Consider the following 17,690-nt stretch of genomic DNA (forward strand, 5'->3'; position numbering starts at 1 on the left):
GGAAAAGATTATGACTATCGGTATCGTTTCTGCGGCCTATATCGCCGCTGCAGTTCTGTTTATCCTCTCGCTCGGGGGCCTGTCCGGCCAGGAGAGTGCCAAGCGTGCCGTCTGGTACGGCATCGTCGGCATGGCGCTTGCCGTCGTGGCCACGGTCTACGGTCCCGGCGTCGGCAACTGGCTCATCATCCTGATAATGATCGCCGCCGGCTCGGTCATGGGATATTATGTCGCCGCCCGCGTGCAGATGACGGAAATGCCGCAGTTGGTTGCGGCGCTGCATTCCTTCGTCGGCTTGGCCGCCGTGTTCATCGGCTTCAATGCCGAACTGGAACTCGGGACGGTTCTGGCGCTGAAGGCGTCCGGCGGCGATCTTTCGACACTGGCCGGGTTTGCCGCCAAGCTCGCGCACAAGGATGCGGTGGAGATCGTCATCCTGAAGGTTGAGGTTTTCCTCGGCGTGTTTATCGGCGCCGTCACCTTCACCGGCTCGGTCATCGCTTTCGGCAAGCTTGCTGGCAAGGTCGACGGCAAGGCGAAGAAACTGCCGGGTGGCCACTTCCTCAATGCGAGCGCTGCGATCGTCTCAGTCCTCCTGCTATTTATGTTCTTTAACGGCGCCGGCATTTGGACGCTGTTTCTGATGACATTGCTCGCCTTCTTTATCGGCTATCACCTTATTATGGGGATTGGCGGCGCCGACATGCCGGTGGTCGTTTCAATGCTCAACAGCTATTCCGGTTGGGCGGCTGCGGCGATTGGCTTCACGCTCGGCAACGATCTCCTCATCGTCACCGGTGCGCTGGTCGGCTCCTCGGGAGCGATTCTGTCGTATATCATGTGCAAGGCTATGAACCGCTCCTTTGTTTCTGTCATTCTCGGCGGTTTCGGTAGCGCGACCGGTCCCACGATGGAAATCGAAGGCGAGCAGATCGCCATCGATGCGGAAGGCGTTGCTAGTGCGCTAAACGATGCCGATAGCGTCATTATCGTACCGGGCTACGGTATGGCGGTCGCCCAGGCGCAACAGGCTGTCTCCGAGCTGACCCGCAAGTTGAGGGCGGCTGGCAAGAACGTGCGCTTCGCTATCCATCCGGTGGCCGGCCGCCTTCCAGGTCACATGAACGTGCTCCTCGCCGAAGCTAAGGTACCCTACGACATCGTGCTGGAAATGGATGAGATCAATGACGACTTCCATGAAACGGATGTTGTTATCGTCATCGGTTCCAACGACATCGTCAATCCGGCGGCCCAAGAAGACCCGAATTCGCCGATTGCAGGCATGCCCGTGCTCGAAGTGTGGAAAGCCAAGCAGGTTTTTGTCTCAAAGCGCGGCCAGGGAACCGGCTATTCAGGCATCGAAAATCCACTGTTCTATAAGGAAAACACGCGAATGTTCTACGGCGACGCTAGGAGTTCGGTCTCCTCGTTATTGCCGATCCTCGCGTGAGGAAACAAGCAGCTTTAACGTAGAGGAGTGAAGCTATGCATGGATCTATCGTCATAGCGAGCGCGGCCCGCACAGCCGTTGGCACCTTCAACGGTTCCTTCGGCGACACTCCGGCCCATGAACTCGGCGCTGCCGTCATTAAGGGTGTGCTGGAGCGTGCAGGTGTCGAGGCCGCCGAAGTGGATGAAGTGATCCTCGGCCAGGTTCTCGCCGCCGGTGAAGGCCAGAACCCTGCCCGCCAGGCAGCAATGAAGGCTGGAGTTCCGCAAGAAAAAACAGCCTGGGGCGTGAACCAACTCTGTGGCTCGGGCCTGCGTGCGGTCGCGCTCGGCATGCAGCAGATTGCGACGGGCGACGCCCGTATCATCGTTGCAGGTGGTCAGGAATCCATGTCCATGGCACCCCACTGCGCGCACCTGCGGGCCGGCGTGAAGATGGGCGATTTCAAGATGATCGACACGATGATCAAGGATGGTCTAACGGACGCCTTCAACGGCTATCACATGGGCATCACTGCCGAAAACATTGCGCGCCGGTGGCAGCTCTCCCGCGAAGAGCAGGACCAGTTCGCGCTCGCCTCGCAAAACAGGGCCGAGGCTGCCCAAAAAGCTGGCCGCTTTGTCGACGAGATCGTTCCCTTCGTCATTTCCACCCGCAAGGGCGATGTGACGGTCGATCAGGACGAATATATCCGCCACGGCGTGACGCTCGAATCCGTGGCGAAGCTACGTCCGGCCTTCGACAGGGACGGCACGGTTACCGCCGCCAACGCCTCCGGCCTCAACGACGGCGCCGCCGCCGCCCTGCTGATGACCGAAGAGGAAGCCTCCCGCCGCGGCATTTCACCGCTCGCCCGCATCGTCTCCTGGGCAACCGCCGGCGTCGATCCGCAGATCATGGGTACCGGGCCGATCCCCGCCTCGCGCAAAGCGCTTGAAAGGGCCGGCTGGTCGGTTGCCGATGTCGAGCTTGTCGAAGCCAACGAAGCCTTTGCCGCCCAGGCCTGCGCCGTCAACAAAGACCTCGGCTGGAATCCGGCGATCGTCAACGTCAACGGAGGCGCGATCGCCATCGGCCATCCGATCGGCGCATCCGGCGCGCGCGTGCTCAACACGCTGCTGTTCGAAATGAAGCGTCGCGGCGTGTCCAAGGGCCTGACGACGCTGTGCATCGGCGGCGGCATGGGCGTCGCTATGTGCGTCGAGCGTCTGTAGCCGTTGATCGGCTCGGCGAAAAACTAGGGCGCATATTGGATCCATGGGCGAAGGTGGATAGCGCCTTTTTCGAGCGGCTATCGTCGCGTTTCAAAAGCAGGGGAGCGCATCTGAGGCGATGAGTGCAGCTTCCGCCAAACGCATCCGCGACGATCTGATGTCGCCCGACGAGCTCGGCTTCGTGTCCGTCAAGGCCTCAGAGCTACGGGACGCGAAATTGCCGCCGAATTGACGGTCCTTTGACACTGGGGAATCGGGATTTATCCAATGTCCCGCCCTTGGAATTGAAGCGTGCTGCAGCGGATGACTTTTGTGCTGCTCGTTTGCCAACGACCCATTCATGAAACCCCGTTGTTTGGCGCATGCCGCATCAATACTCTCGACCACCCGAACGTGTTTAGGGGTCTATTCACCAACAATGCGCTATAGCTAACGAACGTTCGTATTGCGCGATATGGATTCTTTGGGCCCGCGAGTTGCTCCTCATTGGCCAGTGTGAAAATGAGATAGAAGGAGGGGATCTATGTATCAGCTACTAAATAAGTCTCTGGCGTTGAAAATTATTGTTTCGGCCGGTGTCGCCTTCTTCCTGGTTTTGCTGGGAGCAAACTATCTCGTGATTGAGAAGTCTGCGGCACGCACTCAGCGTCTCGTGGAAAAGCAAGGAGAAGTCGAGGCAAGATCCATTGCGAACGACATTGCCGGTTCGATCGGCGAATACGCGGGTGCCGTCCGCACTATGGCTGACGTTATCAGTCTTGGCCGAGACAACGGGGGAATGACCCGTTCCCTGCTCCGAGATATCCTTAAGTACGCAACTCTGCACTCCAATGTTTTGTATGCCACATGGTTTGGCGAAGAGACTGACGTTTTCGACGGGAAATCTGCGGCCTTGAAAGGGGACGTGGGCTCTGGAACGAACGCTTCCGGGAGACTGGCGATGACGTGGGTGATGCATCCCACCGGGGCATCGTTCGAAACGTTCGACGGCGTCAACTACTCGGAGGAGTGGTTTGCCCTTTCGAAAAAAAGTAGGAAGGGTGCCCTGACTGAACCCTTTACCTACGTCGACCCGAGCACAAAGAACCCAGTGACGCTGACCTCAGTCACTTATCCGGTCATATCGAAAGGAGAGTTCATCGGTGTAACTGGTGTAGACATATCCCTATCTTCGCTTGGCAGCCAGTTGCGCGCGATGCGCCCGTTTGAGACAGGAAGGGTGTTCTTGCTGTCGCAGTCCGGAAATTGGATCGTCGGGCCGACCACAGAGGTCACGTCGAAGGAGTATGCCGATCCAGGCGTGGATTCCGTCAAGCAAGCGCTAAAGTCCAACGCGCTCCAGACAATTAGCGGTATCGAGGACGAAAAGGGTGGGATTTTCGATCGTGTCATCTATCCTTTTGAGCTGCCAGATGTTGGGACGAAATGGCTCGTCGTCGTCGATGTGCCGCGGGCAATAGTCGAGGCACCGGTTGCCGATCAGACGAGTCTTCTGATTATTGCAGGTCTCGTGACTTTCCTTTCTGTGACTGCGGCACTGTTTGTTGTCGTAGACAAAGCTGTTCGAAAGCCGCTCGCAAAGCTCGTTCGCGACGTCGATGCTCTGCGATCTGGGAGATACGATGTCGAAGTCAGTAGCCAGGATCGCGCAGATGAAGTTGGTGCCGTAGCGCAAGCCCTTGAAAATTTCCGGTTCCAGTTGGCCGACACGGAGCGACTGCAAACCGAAGCAGCCTCTCAGCAGCAAGCAGCCGAAACGGAGCAAGCCCGTTTTGACGCGGACAGGGCTGAGGCAGTATCCACCCAGCGCCGAATTGTGTCTACCCTCGCCGAGAATCTGTCTCAGCTATCGCAAGGCAATTTATGCACCCGTATTAGTTCGCATTTTCCTGGTGAGTACGCACAACTCAAAGACGACTTCAATATCGCCGTCTCAAAGCTCGAGAGCACTATGACCGAGATCAGCAGTATTGTCGCAAACATCAGCTCGAACAGCGCAGAAATTGGCAGTAGTGCCTCTGATCTCGCGTCCCGTACCGAGAGGCAAGCCGCTAACCTTGAAGAGACAGCCGCGGCTCTTTCTGAACTCAGCGAGCAGGTCAGTTCAAGTGCGGCAGTGGCAGAAACCGCGACATCCGATGTCGAGCGTGCGCGGCGTGACGCAGAAAAATCTGGGGACGTCGTGCTTGCTGCGATCAGTTCAATGCACGCAATTAAGCAGTCGTCTGTTGAGGTGTCGCGAATTATTGGCGTTATCGATGAGATTGCATTCCAAACCAACCTTTTGGCGTTGAATGCAGGCGTAGAGGCTGCGCGTGCTGGAGACGCTGGCAAAGGTTTCGCAGTAGTCGCTCAGGAGGTGCGCGAACTCGCTCAACGCTCTGCAAGCGCTGCGCGTGAAATCAAGGCGCTCATCAATGCCTCGGCCGCGCAGGTGAAGGAGGGGACGGAACTCGTTGGGAATGCCGGATCGACTTTAGATCTGATGTCCGAGCAGGTGATGAAAATCAGTAGTGCAATTCACGGCATTGCGAGGTCATCCATCGAACAGGCGGAAGCTGTACGTGATATTAATCGTGCCATGAACGAAATGGATGAGGTGACCCAGCGAAATGCCGCGATGGTCGAGGAGACGACTGCTGCAAGCTTATCCCTTAGCGAAGAAATACTGGCACTGAAAAACTTGATCCAAATCTTTAAGCTTGGTGACGACGTGGAAGCGCTGCCGGCGGTTCGTTTGGTTGCGGCAAGCTGAAGTTTAATCGTCAAGCAGTGTGGTGGCGGCGCGAATTTTCCGACGTACGCGCAACCTCGAGGCGACCAATCTAACGCCGCCGCGTCAAGTTAGCCGTGAGCTGGCGGAGCATTCGTGTTCCTTGCGGCCGCTAATCTACTGAGAGACAATCCGGCTTTTCAAAGTGAAATAACTAACGTACGTTAGCCATTCGACAATGGCGACCAGCAGTCTGAAAGTGGAGATGAACTTGGACGGAAATATCCTAACCAACTCGATGGAAGCCCGAGATATCAAGTATATGCTCCATCCCCACACCAATCACATCAAGCATCGAGAGGTCGGTCCGATTATCATTGAGAGGGGCGAGGGGGTTTTCGTCTACGACAATGCAGGAAAGCGATATCTCGAGGGGATGTCGGGCATGTGGTCTGCTGGTCTCGGGTTTAGCGAAAAACGTCTCGGTGAAGCGGCAAAACGGCAATATGACCGATTACCATTCTATCATATTTTTGTTCACCGCTCGACGCCGCCAGTTATCGATCTGGCGCAAAAGCTTGTCGAAATGTCGCCAGTTCCGATGAGCAAGGCTTTTTTCAATGCATCCGGCTCAGAGGCCATCGATACGGTCATAAAACTCCTGTGGCAGCGATCGAATGCAATGGGACAGCCAAAACGCAAAAAGATTATTGCCCGCAAGCGCGCGTATCACGGTGCAACGATTGCCACCAACAACCTGACTGGTCTTGACGCCAACCACTGGGGGCATGATCTGATTATGCCCGTTGTTCGATTGACTTGCCCGCATTTCTATCGAGAAGGCGTTCCAGGTGAGACCGAGGAAGAGTTCGCAACGCGTCTGGCCAAGGAGCTGGAAGACGCAATTCTCGCCGAAGGCCCGGAGACGATCTGCTGCTTCATCGCGGAGCCCGTTATGGGAGGAGGAGGCGTCATCGTACCACCGGTGACGTACTGGGAAAAGGTGCAGGCCATCTTGAAGAAATACGACGTATTGTTCGTAGCTGACGAGGTGATATGCGGGTTTGGCCGCACCGGAAAAATGTTCGGTTCGGAAACTTACAATCTTGAACCTGATGTCATGGTCTATTCTAAACAGTTGACGTCATCCTACATTCCCTTTGCCGCCTTTGTAATGAATGAAAAAGCATTGGAGCCGATCTATGATGCCAGCGTTAAATATGGTGGGATGTGGCATGGCTTCACTACATGTGGCCATCCCGTTGCAGCTGCCGTTGCGCTGGAGACGATCCGCATTATTGAGGACGAGAGGCTTCCCGAACATGCCGCAATGATGGGTAACCGACTCAGGGAGGGGTTCCGCAAGCTTCTTGGTCATCCGCTCGTGGGCGAAGTTCGCGGGATCGGGCTTCTCGCGGGCGTTGAGCTTGTCATCGACAAGGACAACAAAACGGCGCTTGGGACAGTCGGACAACTCGGCTCCATGGTCGCGGAGCGCATGCAGGCGAATGGCGTGATCACGCGTCCGACAGACGATGCTGTGCTGTTTTCACCACCAATGATCACCAAGCCCGAAGAAATCGACATGATCGTCAAAGCCTTGGATAGGTCGCTCGACGAAGCCGCGGCACAGCTGGGAATGTAGGTGACGTCGGCTCATCGACCCGAGGGAGGCGCGCTAGGATCATGCATCCTAATCGAGCTGGCAGTTGCCCGGTGCAAACGCGCTCCCGCTTTATGCGCTTTCCTCGCTGCGGCTGGTCCAGTTTCCGTCCGTAATGTGCTGCAGAAAGCAGAAGGAGGTTCGATGGTGAACTGACGAAATACTGAGAAGCTGCGTGTGAGGGTAGGCTCCTCGGGATCGACTTTCAGGAGTGGGTCTCAAACCAGCCCAAGCTGCTGTGGTAGAAGAGACTTGGTGGTTAGCGTTGGGACAAAAGCCGCGGACATGATCCGGGGCAGGTAGGCATCCGGAAGATGAGCGCAAGCAAACCCTTCGATGACGCGTCGTTAGCACTCTTTGATACCAATAATACCGAGGGCCTATGGATCTCTTCGGGACAAATCCGTCGGGATATACGGATATGCTGGCCCTGCATGGAAGCTTATTGTTTCGAGCATTTCGGGGCGCTCAGACGATTAGTCGAACGCGATGGACGAAAGCTACGCAATTGACTAACTACCTGTACAACGCTGCGCAGCTAACCACTGCAACCCGAGGGCACAGGACGAAATGCGAAGATCGCCAACAATAATTGACGTAGCCTCGCACGCTGGGGTGTCAAAGTCGACGGTGTCCAATGTCTTGCAGGGAAAGTCCAATGTCGACGCTACGATTCGCGAAAGGGTCTTACAAGCAATTTCCGATTTGGGCTATCAAGCGAACGCGGGCGCGCGTTCCATGCGACAACGTCCTAAAGTACTTGGGATAGTCGTGGGTGATCTTACCAATCCCTACCACGCTGAGCTAGCAGCGCACATTGAACGGTATGCTGCAAAGCGGATGCATAGCATTCTGCTGGTTTCCACAGGCGGCCTTCCCGACGCTGAAAGCAAACGCGTGCGCACCTTGATAGAGCACCGGGTGGCTGCGGTGCTCTTTCTGTCTTCGCCGGAGAGCGAGACCTTGCGCATGATCGGTGCGGACTTGCCGAAAGTTTTCGTTGGCCTGACGATGCCGGGTCAGAATTCAGTATCTGTGAACGATTATCTCGGTGCACAGCTCGCAGTCAGACACTTGACAGCGCTCGGCCACAGAGAGATCGGCTTCGTGAGTGCGATGCTCGCTGACGAGCCAAGGATCGAGGAGGTACGTTTCCAGGGTTTCAGCTCCGGCATGGCTGAGGCGGGACTTCGACTGTGCGAGACCCACTTATTGCGGGAAAAGGGGCGCGCTCTTGGAGATGGCGACTATCAAGATCTGATCATGAGACTCCTGGCACGCGAGGGCCGGCCAACGGCCATCGTGGCTGCTCTCGACAGGATCGCCCTTGAGGTAATCTCGGCCGCGGATAGGCTGGGAATTCAAATCCCAAACGAGCTGTCTCTCATTGGCTTCGATGATATTGCGATCTCCGGCCACAGCAGAATTGCGCTGACCACAATTGCGCAGCCCATGGAAGAATTAGCGAGACTCGCTGTCGACATGGCGGTCGACGGCATTTCGATCGATGGGAACGGAATGCGACTGGCCGAGGTAATGCTTCCGCCGCGTCTCATCGAGAGGCACACCACTGGCCGTTGCAAAGACTGATCTTTGCCCCGCTTGGAATCCTGACTGCGTAAGCGCCGAAATTAACGCTTGACAGGCGCATAGAGTTGGTGGAACGTTCCATCGACTTGACACGGGAGGGAACTAAGTCATGACAAACGGTCTCGGCAATGCGCCGGCGCGAACCATTGCAAACGTAGATAGACGTACATTTTTGCGGAGCTCGGCGGCTGTTCTGGCGACAAGTGCCGTCGGTGGACTATCCGCATGCTCGCGCGCCGACGACGAAGTCGTCGTGCTCGGATGGTCGAGCTATGTCGCGCCGGAAATTGCCAGTCTCATGAAAAAAGCTGGACTGAGCATGCGCGGCATTCCTGCCGAAACAGACCAGGATATGTTTACGAAGTTGAAGGCAGGCGGGGCAGGTTCATATGATATCGTCTTTGCCAATTGCGGCTGGTCGCCGACCTACTTTAAAGCCGGCCTGATCGAAGCCTTTGACATTAGAGAAGTTAACGGTTGGGAAGACATCTGGCCGATTTTTCGTGAGGACACAACGTTTCCTTACGTCATCGAACCGAACAAGGTCACCCTCTTCCCAAACATGTGGGACTCGCTCGGCCTCATCTGGAATGTCGACCAGTTATCGCTGTCTGAACCCTATTCCTGGAATGCACTTTGGGACGAACGGGTTCCAAAAGGGAAGGTCATCACAAAAGGGGGACCTGAAGATTTTCTTGCAATCTCCGGGCTGAGCATTGGTATTCCGCGTGAGCGGATTTACGCCATGAACGGTGCGGAACTGCAAGCCGCTGCTGAGCGACTGGCGCGGTTGAAGCCATTCCAGATCGGCGCGAGCGACTCATCCTTCGAGGACGCCATCAGAACGGGCAAGGCATGGGTTGGACAATCCTCCAATCTTGCAGCGTCTGCCAGGATCAACCGTGTGGCCCAAAAGCAGGTGTCGAAATGTGTGGTACCGAAAGAGGGCAGCCTCGGTTGGGTCGATGGGCCGCAGCTTGTGCGCGGCGCAAAGAATAGAAAGAACGCTCTGAAATTCATCGAGGTCTGGAACAGCGAAGCCGTTCAATCCTACTTGTACGACACCTATTCATTTCCTCAATGCAACAAGGCGGCGACAGAAAGAACGTTAGTAAAAGGCGGCGATGGCGCCACAAATCTGCTTGATCGGGGTGCCGACGATCCGAGCACCGCCAAGCATCTCCTCTTTCAAGGGCCGCCCGACGATCCCGCTGCCTGGACAAGAGCTTACGATCAGGTGGTCGGGAGCTAGAGATGCAGATCGCAAATAACAAGAATTCTGCAGCTGGCGCGGTCGACGCGATGCGCGCCGAAGTTGGCAGTTCCGTCAAGCGCGGTCAATCGCTCGCCGTGAGCTTGGAAAGTCCGATCCTGAGCATGCCAGCTGTAGCGATCATCGTCATCGGGGTGTTCTTGCCGCTTGGGGTACTGACGGTCTATTCGCTTTGGCCTACGGTTGACCAGGTTATCGTTCAAGAATGGACGCTGGAGAACTATCGGCGTTTTTTTGCGACGGGTACCTATTGGTATACGCTTTTGCGCAGCCTGTTCTTCGCATGCTTCGCTTCGGTAATAACGGTGGTGCTTACATTGCCCTTTGCCTATTTCGTTGCGACAAAGATCGCGCCGGAGCGACGATTGGTTTGGGTCCTCCTCGCAGTCCTACCATTTTTCACCAGCTATCTCATTCGCGTCTTTGTGTGGATGAATCTGCTTGGGGATACCGGTTTGATCAACGGCTTCCTTCTTCAGGCGGGCGTTGTTCGAGAGCCTCTCTGGGTCTTTGGTCTCAACACGTCAGGAATTGTTGTCACCTTTATTTATCTCCTCTTTCCCCTTGCATTCCTGACGGAGTTCATCGCTCTCGAGCGAGCCAATCCGGCCGTCCTTGAGGCCGCAGGCGACCTCGGGGCCAAGCCGTGGCAGGCTTTCCTATTCGTGACTTTGCCGATGGCACGCACCGGCATCCTTGGCGGGTTCGTTTTTAGCGCCATCACGATTTTAGGCGACTATGTCACCCCGCAGCTCATCGGGGGGACCGATGGCTATCTATATTCGAATCTGATTCAGCGTCAGTTCGGGTCGTCGGTTCAATGGGGGTTTGGATCTGCGCTCGCACTGATCTTGCTCGCGATCGTGTTTGCCCTTCTTCTTCTCTTGCGAAAAGCCACTGGCGGCGCGGCTGAGGTCGGCACGTTTTCACGTCAGTTCAATCCAACCCGCGCGCCGCTCTTAAAAATATATGCATGCTTTTTTATCGCGTTTCTCTACATGCCCGTGATGTTGCTGATCATACTTGCCTTCAACGATAGCCCGACGATCGGGTTTCCGTTCCGTGGTTTTACGTTCCATTGGTTTGCTGATGTGTTCGCCGATCCCCTTCTGATCGACAGCTTGGTCAATAGCCTGGTCGTTGCCACCGCTGCAATTGCGATAAGCATCCTGGTTGGTACAGTGGCAGCTGTTCAGCTCGCACGCAGCAGCGGCCGGTGGCGTCAGGCCAGCCTCGCCATCGTGTCCGTCCCGCTATTTCTGCCACCGATGTTGCTTGGCTTGGCTATAATCATTGGTTTGAATGCTCTTGGCATCGAAAGAGGGCTTTGGACGATCGTTGCCGGTCATACGGTTCTGACCCTGCCGGTGGTCGTGCTGTTGGTCTTGATCCGGCTGGAAGGCCTTGATCCCAATCTCGAGCTTGCCGCTATGGATCTTGGGGCAAAGCCGCTGGTTGCGCTTCTTCAGGTCTCGGTCCCGCAAGCCCTGCCGGGAATCGTGGCGGCGGCAATCATCTCGTTTGCGCTGTCGATGGATGAGTTTATCCTGACTGCGCTGGTCACCGGGTCGGACAGCACCTTGCCGCTCTACATCTTTGGGCAGCTGCGTTTTAGCGTGACGCCGGCAATCGTTGCAGTCTCGATAATGCTCCTGGCTGCGTCGTTTGTCTTGCTGATCATCGGATCGCTTCTTGCCACCATCGGCCAGCGCACATCCGCGCGATACACGCCCGTCGCGGTCGCCTTCCAAGCCTAAGCCTAGCACCCTATCAAAGAGAGGATGGTTTCGATGCCAATGGCATTGCAATGCTCAAATATCGCCAAGCGTTATGCTGGACAACGAGGATCTGGACTCGGTGAAACAGGTTCAGGAATATCGTTCGAGGTCGACACGGGTGAGCTTTTCGCCCTCCTGGGCCCAAGCGGCTGCGGCAAGACCACAACCCTTCGCATCATCGGCGGATTTGTCGAGCCAGACAAAGGCACCATCCGTATTGGCGGTAGGGATGTGACGGCAATGCCGCCCTACATGCGACCAACGAATACGGTGTTCCAAAGCTATGCCCTGTTCCCCCACATGCGACTTGGTGCGAACGTCGCATTTGGCCTGAAGATGACTGGAATGGCCCAGGAAGAGCGCCTAAGGCATGCCGCCGAAGCACTAAGGCTCGTTGGCCTGGAAGGATTGGACGCACGCAAGGTCGCCGAATTGTCCGGTGGTCAACAACAGCGAGCAGCATTGGCACGTGCGCTTGCCAATAAGCCCGCCGTGCTGCTCCTCGATGAGCCCCTCGGCGCTCTCGACCTGAAGCTGCGTCGGCAGATGCAAGACGAGTTGGTCGCCCTTAAGCAACGAACCGGGACGACCTTCATCCACGTCACCCATGATCAGGAAGAGGCTTGTGCGATCGCTGATCGTATCGCGATCATGCACCAAGGTCGCATAGCGCAGATCGATACGCCACGCGAACTGTACCGCACTCCTCGCACGACGCATGTTGCCCGATTTATAAATCTGGGAACTATTGTCAAAGGAAGGGCAGAGCGCAATGGGAGCGCGTTACGGATTGCTGGCCCGGGTTTGCTCATCGAAGGCACCCGTCCGGCATGGCTGGCGCCATCTGCAGAAATCGCCGCCGTTTTGCCGCGGAACCGCATTTCGGTCGCCACGCGGTCTCTAGCCGCAGCCGCAGCCAATCAAATGGAGGGGACTGTTGAGCGGTCTTTCTTCACGGGGATCGGTTACGACTTGCTGGTGCGAAGCCCAGATGGGCTGGTCATCCATGTCAGCGCAACGATTGACGCCTTCGAAGGCGCCGAGCCTGGCCAACCGGTAGTTTTAAGCTGGCGCCCGGAAGACGTGCTTTTTGTCGAGGACGACGACGATCGGCCGAGCGCTGTCCAATGAGTTTCACGTTCCCATACATATCGAAAGGAAAGCCAATGGGAGTCCTCCAGGACAAGGTAGCAATCGTTACCGGAGCAGGTAACGGTATAGGCAAAGCGACTGTCGAACGGTTTTTGCATGAGGGCGCAAAGGTCATCGCCTTCGATCGGTCCATTGATCAGGCTCTCCGTCATGACAATCTGATCTGGGTAGAGGGCGACGTGACCCGCGCCGAAGATATTGAAGAGGCTATGAGCCGCGCAAAGGCGTTTGGCCGACTTGATGTCTGCGTCGCGAATGCAGGAGTTGGAAAAATCGAGGAGTTTGTGAACGGGAGCCGTGAATCCTGGATGCAGGTGATCGATGTCAACCTCATAGGCGTGATGATGACACTGCAGGCTGCTGCAAGATTGATGATACAGGGGGGCCGGGGAGGGCGCCTCCTGGCAACGGCGTCAATTGCCGGATTGCGGGGAGAGGCCCACGCGCCTTCAACCGCTTATGCGACAAGCAAAGCGGCAGTCATGGCACTTATGAGAGCGCTCGCCATGGAGCTTGCCGAACACAAGATCACCGCGAATGCTGTGGCGCCTGGCCAGATCGACACCATACTGAATTTTGCCGATCTTGAGGTGATGAGCGCACGGTTCGGCCGAGACGCCAATGAGTTCCGCTCGGAGTTTCTGAAAACGTCGGTTCCACTGGGACGGATGGGAGCGCCGTCGGAGGTTGCCGGACTTTACACGTACCTCGCTTCTGATGAAGCGTCCTTCGTGACCGGTTCAACGTTCCGCATCGATGGCGGAGAGCTCGCCATCTAAATTGAGGACACGTACCCATGGAAGCCCGGGCTTCCATGGGTACGTGTCAATGCGTCTCAGAAAGCTGCATCCAGCCCACATCATTCCCTGCACGCACCTGCCAGAAAAGCGGCGCCCCAGATAGTCAAACCGGTGTCTGCCGCCTTACCGGTCCGTTTCGTCGGGCATTCTTCGCTCGAGTGCATCGAACACAAGGCCAAAAAGGAGGTCCAGGCGGTTTGTAACGCCCAACGCATATGGCGGCGTCCCTGCTGATCGCGGATATTTCGCCGAATAGAATATCGCCGGTGGCATGTCGCTGCCGTATTTATCATGCATTTCCTTCACCATCACGCATCCAACTCCGGCCGGTTGCGGCGCCGAAAAGCAGGGAGTGTTGTCGATGTCTCCCTCGGACGGTCTGGAAACATCGGAAATAACGGCGTCGTAGCGGAATTGGTCCATCATTTTGAAGGCCTTGTCCGTCGCAGACGCCAGATCAAAGCGAATTCCGAAGCTCTCCAAGGCGTGGCGCGCCAGTATATTTTGCGAGTATCCGCCATCGTCGACCCATAAAACGTATGCTCCGCGCAACTTGTCCTGAATCGCGCCTGCACGATCGGGGATCGGTTTGAACTCTCTATATGTTCTCGGGATGCCGGCTATGTTCGGGTCCTTGATACGCGCGACCGTTTCCTGTGCGATGTCGATCTCGAAAATGCCAACGCCAAGCTTCGATATCCTTCCTTCTTCAAGAAGCCGAACAGCGGGTTTTGAAAGCAGGAGTAATGCCAACAACGCGAGAAGGACCCAACACAGCTGCGGAACCAGACCAAGTAAATCGGCCAGTCTGAGCGGTCCCTCGACCCGCCAAAGCTTTGATGTGACCGGGCGGTGCGGGTTTGCGTCCACGCTTGTGATTGCGCTATCGCCTGGCTGTACGTTTCTGCCTTGTCCATGCCGTTCCATCTGGTCCTCGCCTTTGCGTCCAAGGTCAGCGGATTAGAAATCGCCATAGCAGCAGGAAGCTCGCCAGGGCGGGCTTCCTCAAAAGTTGCAGGAGAAACTAACCGCATCTCGGTCAAGCCGATAGAACCACAGCCAACGATTGTTCGCACGTCCGCCACTGGTGGCAATCGACTACTTCTCGGTGAGTGGCCGTCGAGGAATCGACGAATGAGATCGCCTTTCCCGTAATACGCAACGCGGTCTCCTTCCATGGGAAAGTCCCCCGCAAAAAAAGCGATCAATCAACTTTCAATATTAGACTTATCCGCATATATTTGTGCGTCCACAAAGGGTTCGTTTGTTAAACATCCATCATCGCTTTGAACAAGATAACCAACATAACGCCACAATCGATGTCGCCTCAAGATGCCGAACGTCCGCTGCTCATGCAAAGACAGTCGTCCGTCCGGCGCACTATCGAAATTGTCCTCGATACGTGGAACTTTCTTATCTTGCGTGAGGCCTATTTCGGGGTCCGTCGGTTTGACAAGTTCCAGCAACGGCTAGGAATCCCAAGACAGACATTGTCCTCTCGATTGTCAGCCTTGGTGGCGAACGAGATCCTTAGCCTAGGAAAGCGGCCGAACGAGCCCGGGCAACAGTATTTTCTGACCACACGTGGGAAAGATCTGTTTCCCACGATGTTGTCGCTCATGGAGTTCGGCGACAAGTGGCTGACGGGCGGCAATGAGCCGCCCCTGCAGATGATACACAAGGTCTGCGGCTGCGAATGCCATCCCGTTACTGTATGCTCCGAATGTCTGCAGCCTTTCACCGCGCGGGAAGTTTCTCCGCGCGATGGACCCGGGGCCGGATACGCGCCCGTCGAAAATCGCCCGACGTCTCGACGCAGTTCCGATGCGACCTTGCTTGAAAGAGTGAGGCCTTGCTCTGTCGCCCGTACCCTGGGAATCATTGGTGATCGGTGGAGCTTCCTAATACTTCGCGAGGGTTGGTACGGGGTTCGCCGTTTCGAGGAAATGCGGGAAAATCTTGGGATCGCCACCAATATCTTGGCAGACCGTCTAGCGCGACTTGTCCAGGCTGAGGTGTTTCGCAAGGTTCCCTACAATTCGGGAGACCGCTTCGAGTACCGCTTCACGGAGATGGGCCTGGATCTATATAAGCCGATGCTGGTCATGATGGCCTGGGGCGATCGCTGGCTTGCCGACGGCAAACCGCCGATGCGACTGCGTCACAAGGTATGCGGTCAAGACTTCGCGGCGATTGTGATTTGCTCTGAGTGCAGGAAGCCGATCGTGGCAAAAGATACGGATTATGTTCTCAGGTATCCGTTCGATCTGTAAAGCAAAGCCGTTTCCAGCTTGGCGGGACGAGGTTCGTCTGTATCCTGGCTATTGGAAGGGTCGCGGCATTACCATGGGTATGACATTGCCCCCAATCTTGATCCCGCTTGGTAGAAGGCGCATCGCGGCCACGGATCAATGGCTTTGGCGGGAGGTCATTGCCAGAGAAGCGTCCGGTGTCACCGCCTCTGGCGGCACGATATCTTCTTCGAACTTTTCCTGGCGCAGCGGCGTGCCCCAGAGCACCAGCGGTTTTGACTATGAGGTAATCTGCAGCAATTGGCGCACTCGTCTTGCTTGTGGTGACAAGGTATCCGAGATGGCGCCATGTGTCTTTGGCGGTTCTCTTCTGGGCCTGGCGCATCCAATGTTTGATCTTGGCGAAGACTTGCTCAATAGGATTGAGGTCGGGCGAGTATTTCGGCAGAAACCATAGCCTTGCGCCGGGCCGCTTTGATGGCGTCACGATGGCCTTGGATTTGTGGAGCTGCCGAGATTCTGGATCGATAGTGGATAGCGGAGAGAAAGCGCCTCGAGCGAGGCGAGGTAATTCCGGGAAGGCTGTCAGTGGTTCGGTCAGAAAAAAATCGTCGAAAGTGGATATCTACTGCGCCATTCGGACACATGAGCTTTTGGCGATGGAGAGGAGACTCCATTGCACCGGCTAAGTTGGACGCTGATGCAGAGAAAAAGTCTCCTTATGCAAGTTATTTTGAGAATCCGGAGTTTCGTTCAACTCCGGCGTTCTCGCCTCAGTCAGCGTGTCCCGGCCCGCGCTCCGAACAAGTAACCAATAGCGGCGGCCATAATCAATTGCACGATGCTCGCCAGATCCGGTGAGATATGCGCCCGGGCGTCAGCCATGGGGGCGAGGCTCGGCAGAAGGCCACCGTATACTAGCCAAATTGCCACAAGCACCGCGGCAAACACGATTGCTGCAAGAACGGGCAGGCTTACGGAGGCCGACGAAACAGACGCATTCTGCATCTGACGCACGGAACGAGGTGGTGTTGCTGCGCCTGTACCGTGGGAAGAGGATGCACGTCGGGCGCTCGGTTGCGGCAATGCCGCATCGGGGGATGCCGGTTCTCCGGGGGATGCAGGTTGACCCTGGCGGACTTGGATTTCCTCGGCGAAGCGCTTGAAGAACTGGCCAGACATCTGCTTGGCAGTCACATCGATGAGGCGCGCGCCAAGCTGGGAAAGCTTGCCACCGATCTGGGCGCCGACTTCGTAGTGCAGGATCGTTCCCCCCTCGACCTCTTCGAGCCGGACGGTCGCGATGCCCTTTGCAAAGCCGGCAACGCCACCTTGCCCTTCACCGGTAATCTTGTAGCCATTCGGTGGATCAAGGTCGGAAAGCGTAACGGCCCCCTGAAACCTGGCCTTGATCGGCCCGACCTTGATGACCGCAACCGCCGACATTTCTGTGTCGGATGACTTGGTGAGTTCCTGGCATCCGGGGATACAGGCCTTAAGCACGTCAGGATCATTGAGAGCGCTCCACACCTCCTCCTTCGTTGCCGGAATATGCTGTTGGTCCGTCATGTCCATGATGGATTCCTCCTCTTGCCCGATTGACGCCGGCCCGGAAAATTGCGCCAGCATGATTGCTTGACATTCTTATCTTAAGTCTAATAATGCAAGTTAAAATTAAGAATTGAAGCCTCGCAGGAGGACATTGGAGGAGACGGGATGAGGAACACGACAGAAGTGGGCTCAATTGACGCGCCTGAACCAATCATGCGCTGTCGGCGATGGCGCCGTTCCGTGTCATGGTGACG

The 17,690-nt window shown here is 56.3% G+C and carries 12 protein-coding genes and 1 pseudogene; 10 read left to right on the plus strand and 3 right to left on the minus strand.

From position 1 onward, the window contains the following. Positions 1-10: 10 nt before the first annotated feature. The 9 genes from NBG89_RS32390 to NBG89_RS32430 all read left to right on the plus strand — a co-directional run bounded on the left by NBG89_RS32390 (position 11) and on the right by NBG89_RS32430 (position 13,612). On the plus strand, positions 11-1,450 hold the full coding sequence (locus NBG89_RS32390) for an NAD(P)(+) transhydrogenase (Re/Si-specific) subunit beta (protein WP_431324696.1): 1,440 nt from the start codon (positions 11-13) through the stop codon (positions 1,448-1,450). Between the two features lie 35 nt (positions 1,451-1,485). Then, positions 1,486-2,664 (plus strand): acetyl-CoA C-acetyltransferase, encoded by a 1,179-nt coding sequence (locus NBG89_RS32395; RefSeq protein ID WP_431324697.1) that lies wholly within the window; start codon positions 1,486-1,488, stop codon positions 2,662-2,664. Between the two features lie 523 nt (positions 2,665-3,187). Continuing rightward, positions 3,188-5,419 (plus strand): methyl-accepting chemotaxis protein, encoded by a 2,232-nt coding sequence (locus tag NBG89_RS32400; RefSeq protein WP_431324698.1) that lies wholly within the window; start codon positions 3,188-3,190, stop codon positions 5,417-5,419. A 229-nt stretch (positions 5,420-5,648) separates the two neighbouring features. After that, positions 5,649-7,022, plus strand: coding sequence for an aminotransferase (locus NBG89_RS32405; protein ID WP_431324699.1), 1,374 nt, complete (start codon positions 5,649-5,651; stop codon positions 7,020-7,022). Positions 7,023-7,610: 588 nt separating this feature from the next. Further along, positions 7,611-8,630, plus strand: a complete 1,020-nt coding sequence (locus NBG89_RS32410; protein WP_431324700.1) for a LacI family DNA-binding transcriptional regulator — start codon at positions 7,611-7,613, stop codon at positions 8,628-8,630. Between the two features lie 109 nt (positions 8,631-8,739). Then, positions 8,740-9,882, plus strand: coding sequence for an ABC transporter substrate-binding protein (locus tag NBG89_RS32415; RefSeq protein WP_431324701.1), 1,143 nt, complete (start codon positions 8,740-8,742; stop codon positions 9,880-9,882). A 2-nt stretch (positions 9,883-9,884) separates the two neighbouring features. Beyond that, positions 9,885-11,660, plus strand: a complete 1,776-nt coding sequence (locus NBG89_RS32420) for an ABC transporter permease subunit (RefSeq protein ID WP_431324702.1) — start codon at positions 9,885-9,887, stop codon at positions 11,658-11,660. 33 nt (positions 11,661-11,693) lie between these two features. Next, a complete protein-coding gene (locus NBG89_RS32425; protein WP_431324703.1) occupies positions 11,694-12,812 on the plus strand; it encodes an ABC transporter ATP-binding protein in 1,119 nt (372 codons plus the stop codon). Positions 12,813-12,847: 35 nt separating this feature from the next. Beyond that, the gene (locus NBG89_RS32430) at positions 12,848-13,612 is read left to right on the plus strand and encodes an SDR family NAD(P)-dependent oxidoreductase (RefSeq protein ID WP_431324704.1); all 765 of its coding nucleotides are present in this window, start codon (positions 12,848-12,850) and stop codon (positions 13,610-13,612) included. Positions 13,613-13,756: 144 nt separating this feature from the next. On the opposite strand, the gene NBG89_RS32435 is transcribed toward NBG89_RS32430, so the two are convergent. Then, positions 13,757-14,560 carry a hypothetical protein gene (locus NBG89_RS32435; protein WP_431324705.1) on the minus strand — a complete coding sequence of 268 codons (804 nt, stop codon included), beginning with the start codon at positions 14,558-14,560 and terminating at the stop codon, positions 13,757-13,759. A 392-nt stretch (positions 14,561-14,952) separates the two neighbouring features. On the opposite strand from NBG89_RS32435, the gene NBG89_RS32440 reads away from it, so the two are divergent. After that, entirely contained in the window at positions 14,953-15,906 is a 954-nt protein-coding gene (locus NBG89_RS32440) for a winged helix-turn-helix transcriptional regulator (protein ID WP_431324706.1), read from the plus strand. 357 nt (positions 15,907-16,263) lie between these two features. Here the strand turns inward: NBG89_RS32440 and NBG89_RS32445 are convergent. Together NBG89_RS32445 and NBG89_RS32450 are read right to left on the minus strand one after the other, a co-directional pair. Then, positions 16,264-16,390 (minus strand): annotated as a pseudogene (locus tag NBG89_RS32445) (transposase); the annotation flags it as partial. 272 nt (positions 16,391-16,662) lie between these two features. Beyond that, the gene (locus tag NBG89_RS32450; RefSeq protein WP_431324707.1) at positions 16,663-17,460 is read right to left on the minus strand and encodes an SRPBCC family protein; all 798 of its coding nucleotides are present in this window, start codon (positions 17,458-17,460) and stop codon (positions 16,663-16,665) included. Between the last annotated feature and the right edge of the window lie 230 nt (positions 17,461-17,690).

Origin of the sequence: Rhizobium sp. YTU87027, assembly GCF_050644135.1 — a bacterium.
Classification (GTDB): Bacteria; Pseudomonadota; Alphaproteobacteria; order Rhizobiales; family Rhizobiaceae; genus Rhizobium.

What these genes read in the sequence shown, in the direction of transcription:
- NBG89_RS32390 (WP_431324696.1), top strand. Translation starts at nt 11, where the DNA reads ATGACTATCGGTATCGTTTCTGCGGCCTATATCGCCGCTGCAGTTCTG.
- NBG89_RS32395 (WP_431324697.1), top strand. Translation starts at nt 1,486, where the DNA reads ATGCATGGATCTATCGTCATAGCGAGCGCGGCCCGCACAGCCGTTGGC.
- NBG89_RS32400 (WP_431324698.1), top strand. Translation starts at nt 3,188, where the DNA reads ATGTATCAGCTACTAAATAAGTCTCTGGCGTTGAAAATTATTGTTTCG.
- NBG89_RS32410 (WP_431324700.1), top strand. Translation starts at nt 7,611, where the DNA reads ATGCGAAGATCGCCAACAATAATTGACGTAGCCTCGCACGCTGGGGTG.
- NBG89_RS32415 (WP_431324701.1), top strand. Translation starts at nt 8,740, where the DNA reads ATGACAAACGGTCTCGGCAATGCGCCGGCGCGAACCATTGCAAACGTA.
- NBG89_RS32420 (WP_431324702.1), top strand. Translation starts at nt 9,885, where the DNA reads ATGCAGATCGCAAATAACAAGAATTCTGCAGCTGGCGCGGTCGACGCG.
- NBG89_RS32425 (WP_431324703.1), top strand. Translation starts at nt 11,694, where the DNA reads ATGCCAATGGCATTGCAATGCTCAAATATCGCCAAGCGTTATGCTGGA.
- NBG89_RS32430 (WP_431324704.1), top strand. Translation starts at nt 12,848, where the DNA reads ATGGGAGTCCTCCAGGACAAGGTAGCAATCGTTACCGGAGCAGGTAAC.
- NBG89_RS32435 (WP_431324705.1), bottom strand. Translation starts at nt 14,560, where the DNA reads ATGGAACGGCATGGACAAGGCAGAAACGTACAGCCAGGCGATAGCGCA.
- NBG89_RS32440 (WP_431324706.1), top strand. Translation starts at nt 14,953, where the DNA reads ATGTCGCCTCAAGATGCCGAACGTCCGCTGCTCATGCAAAGACAGTCG.
- NBG89_RS32450 (WP_431324707.1), bottom strand. Translation starts at nt 17,460, where the DNA reads ATGGACATGACGGACCAACAGCATATTCCGGCAACGAAGGAGGAGGTG.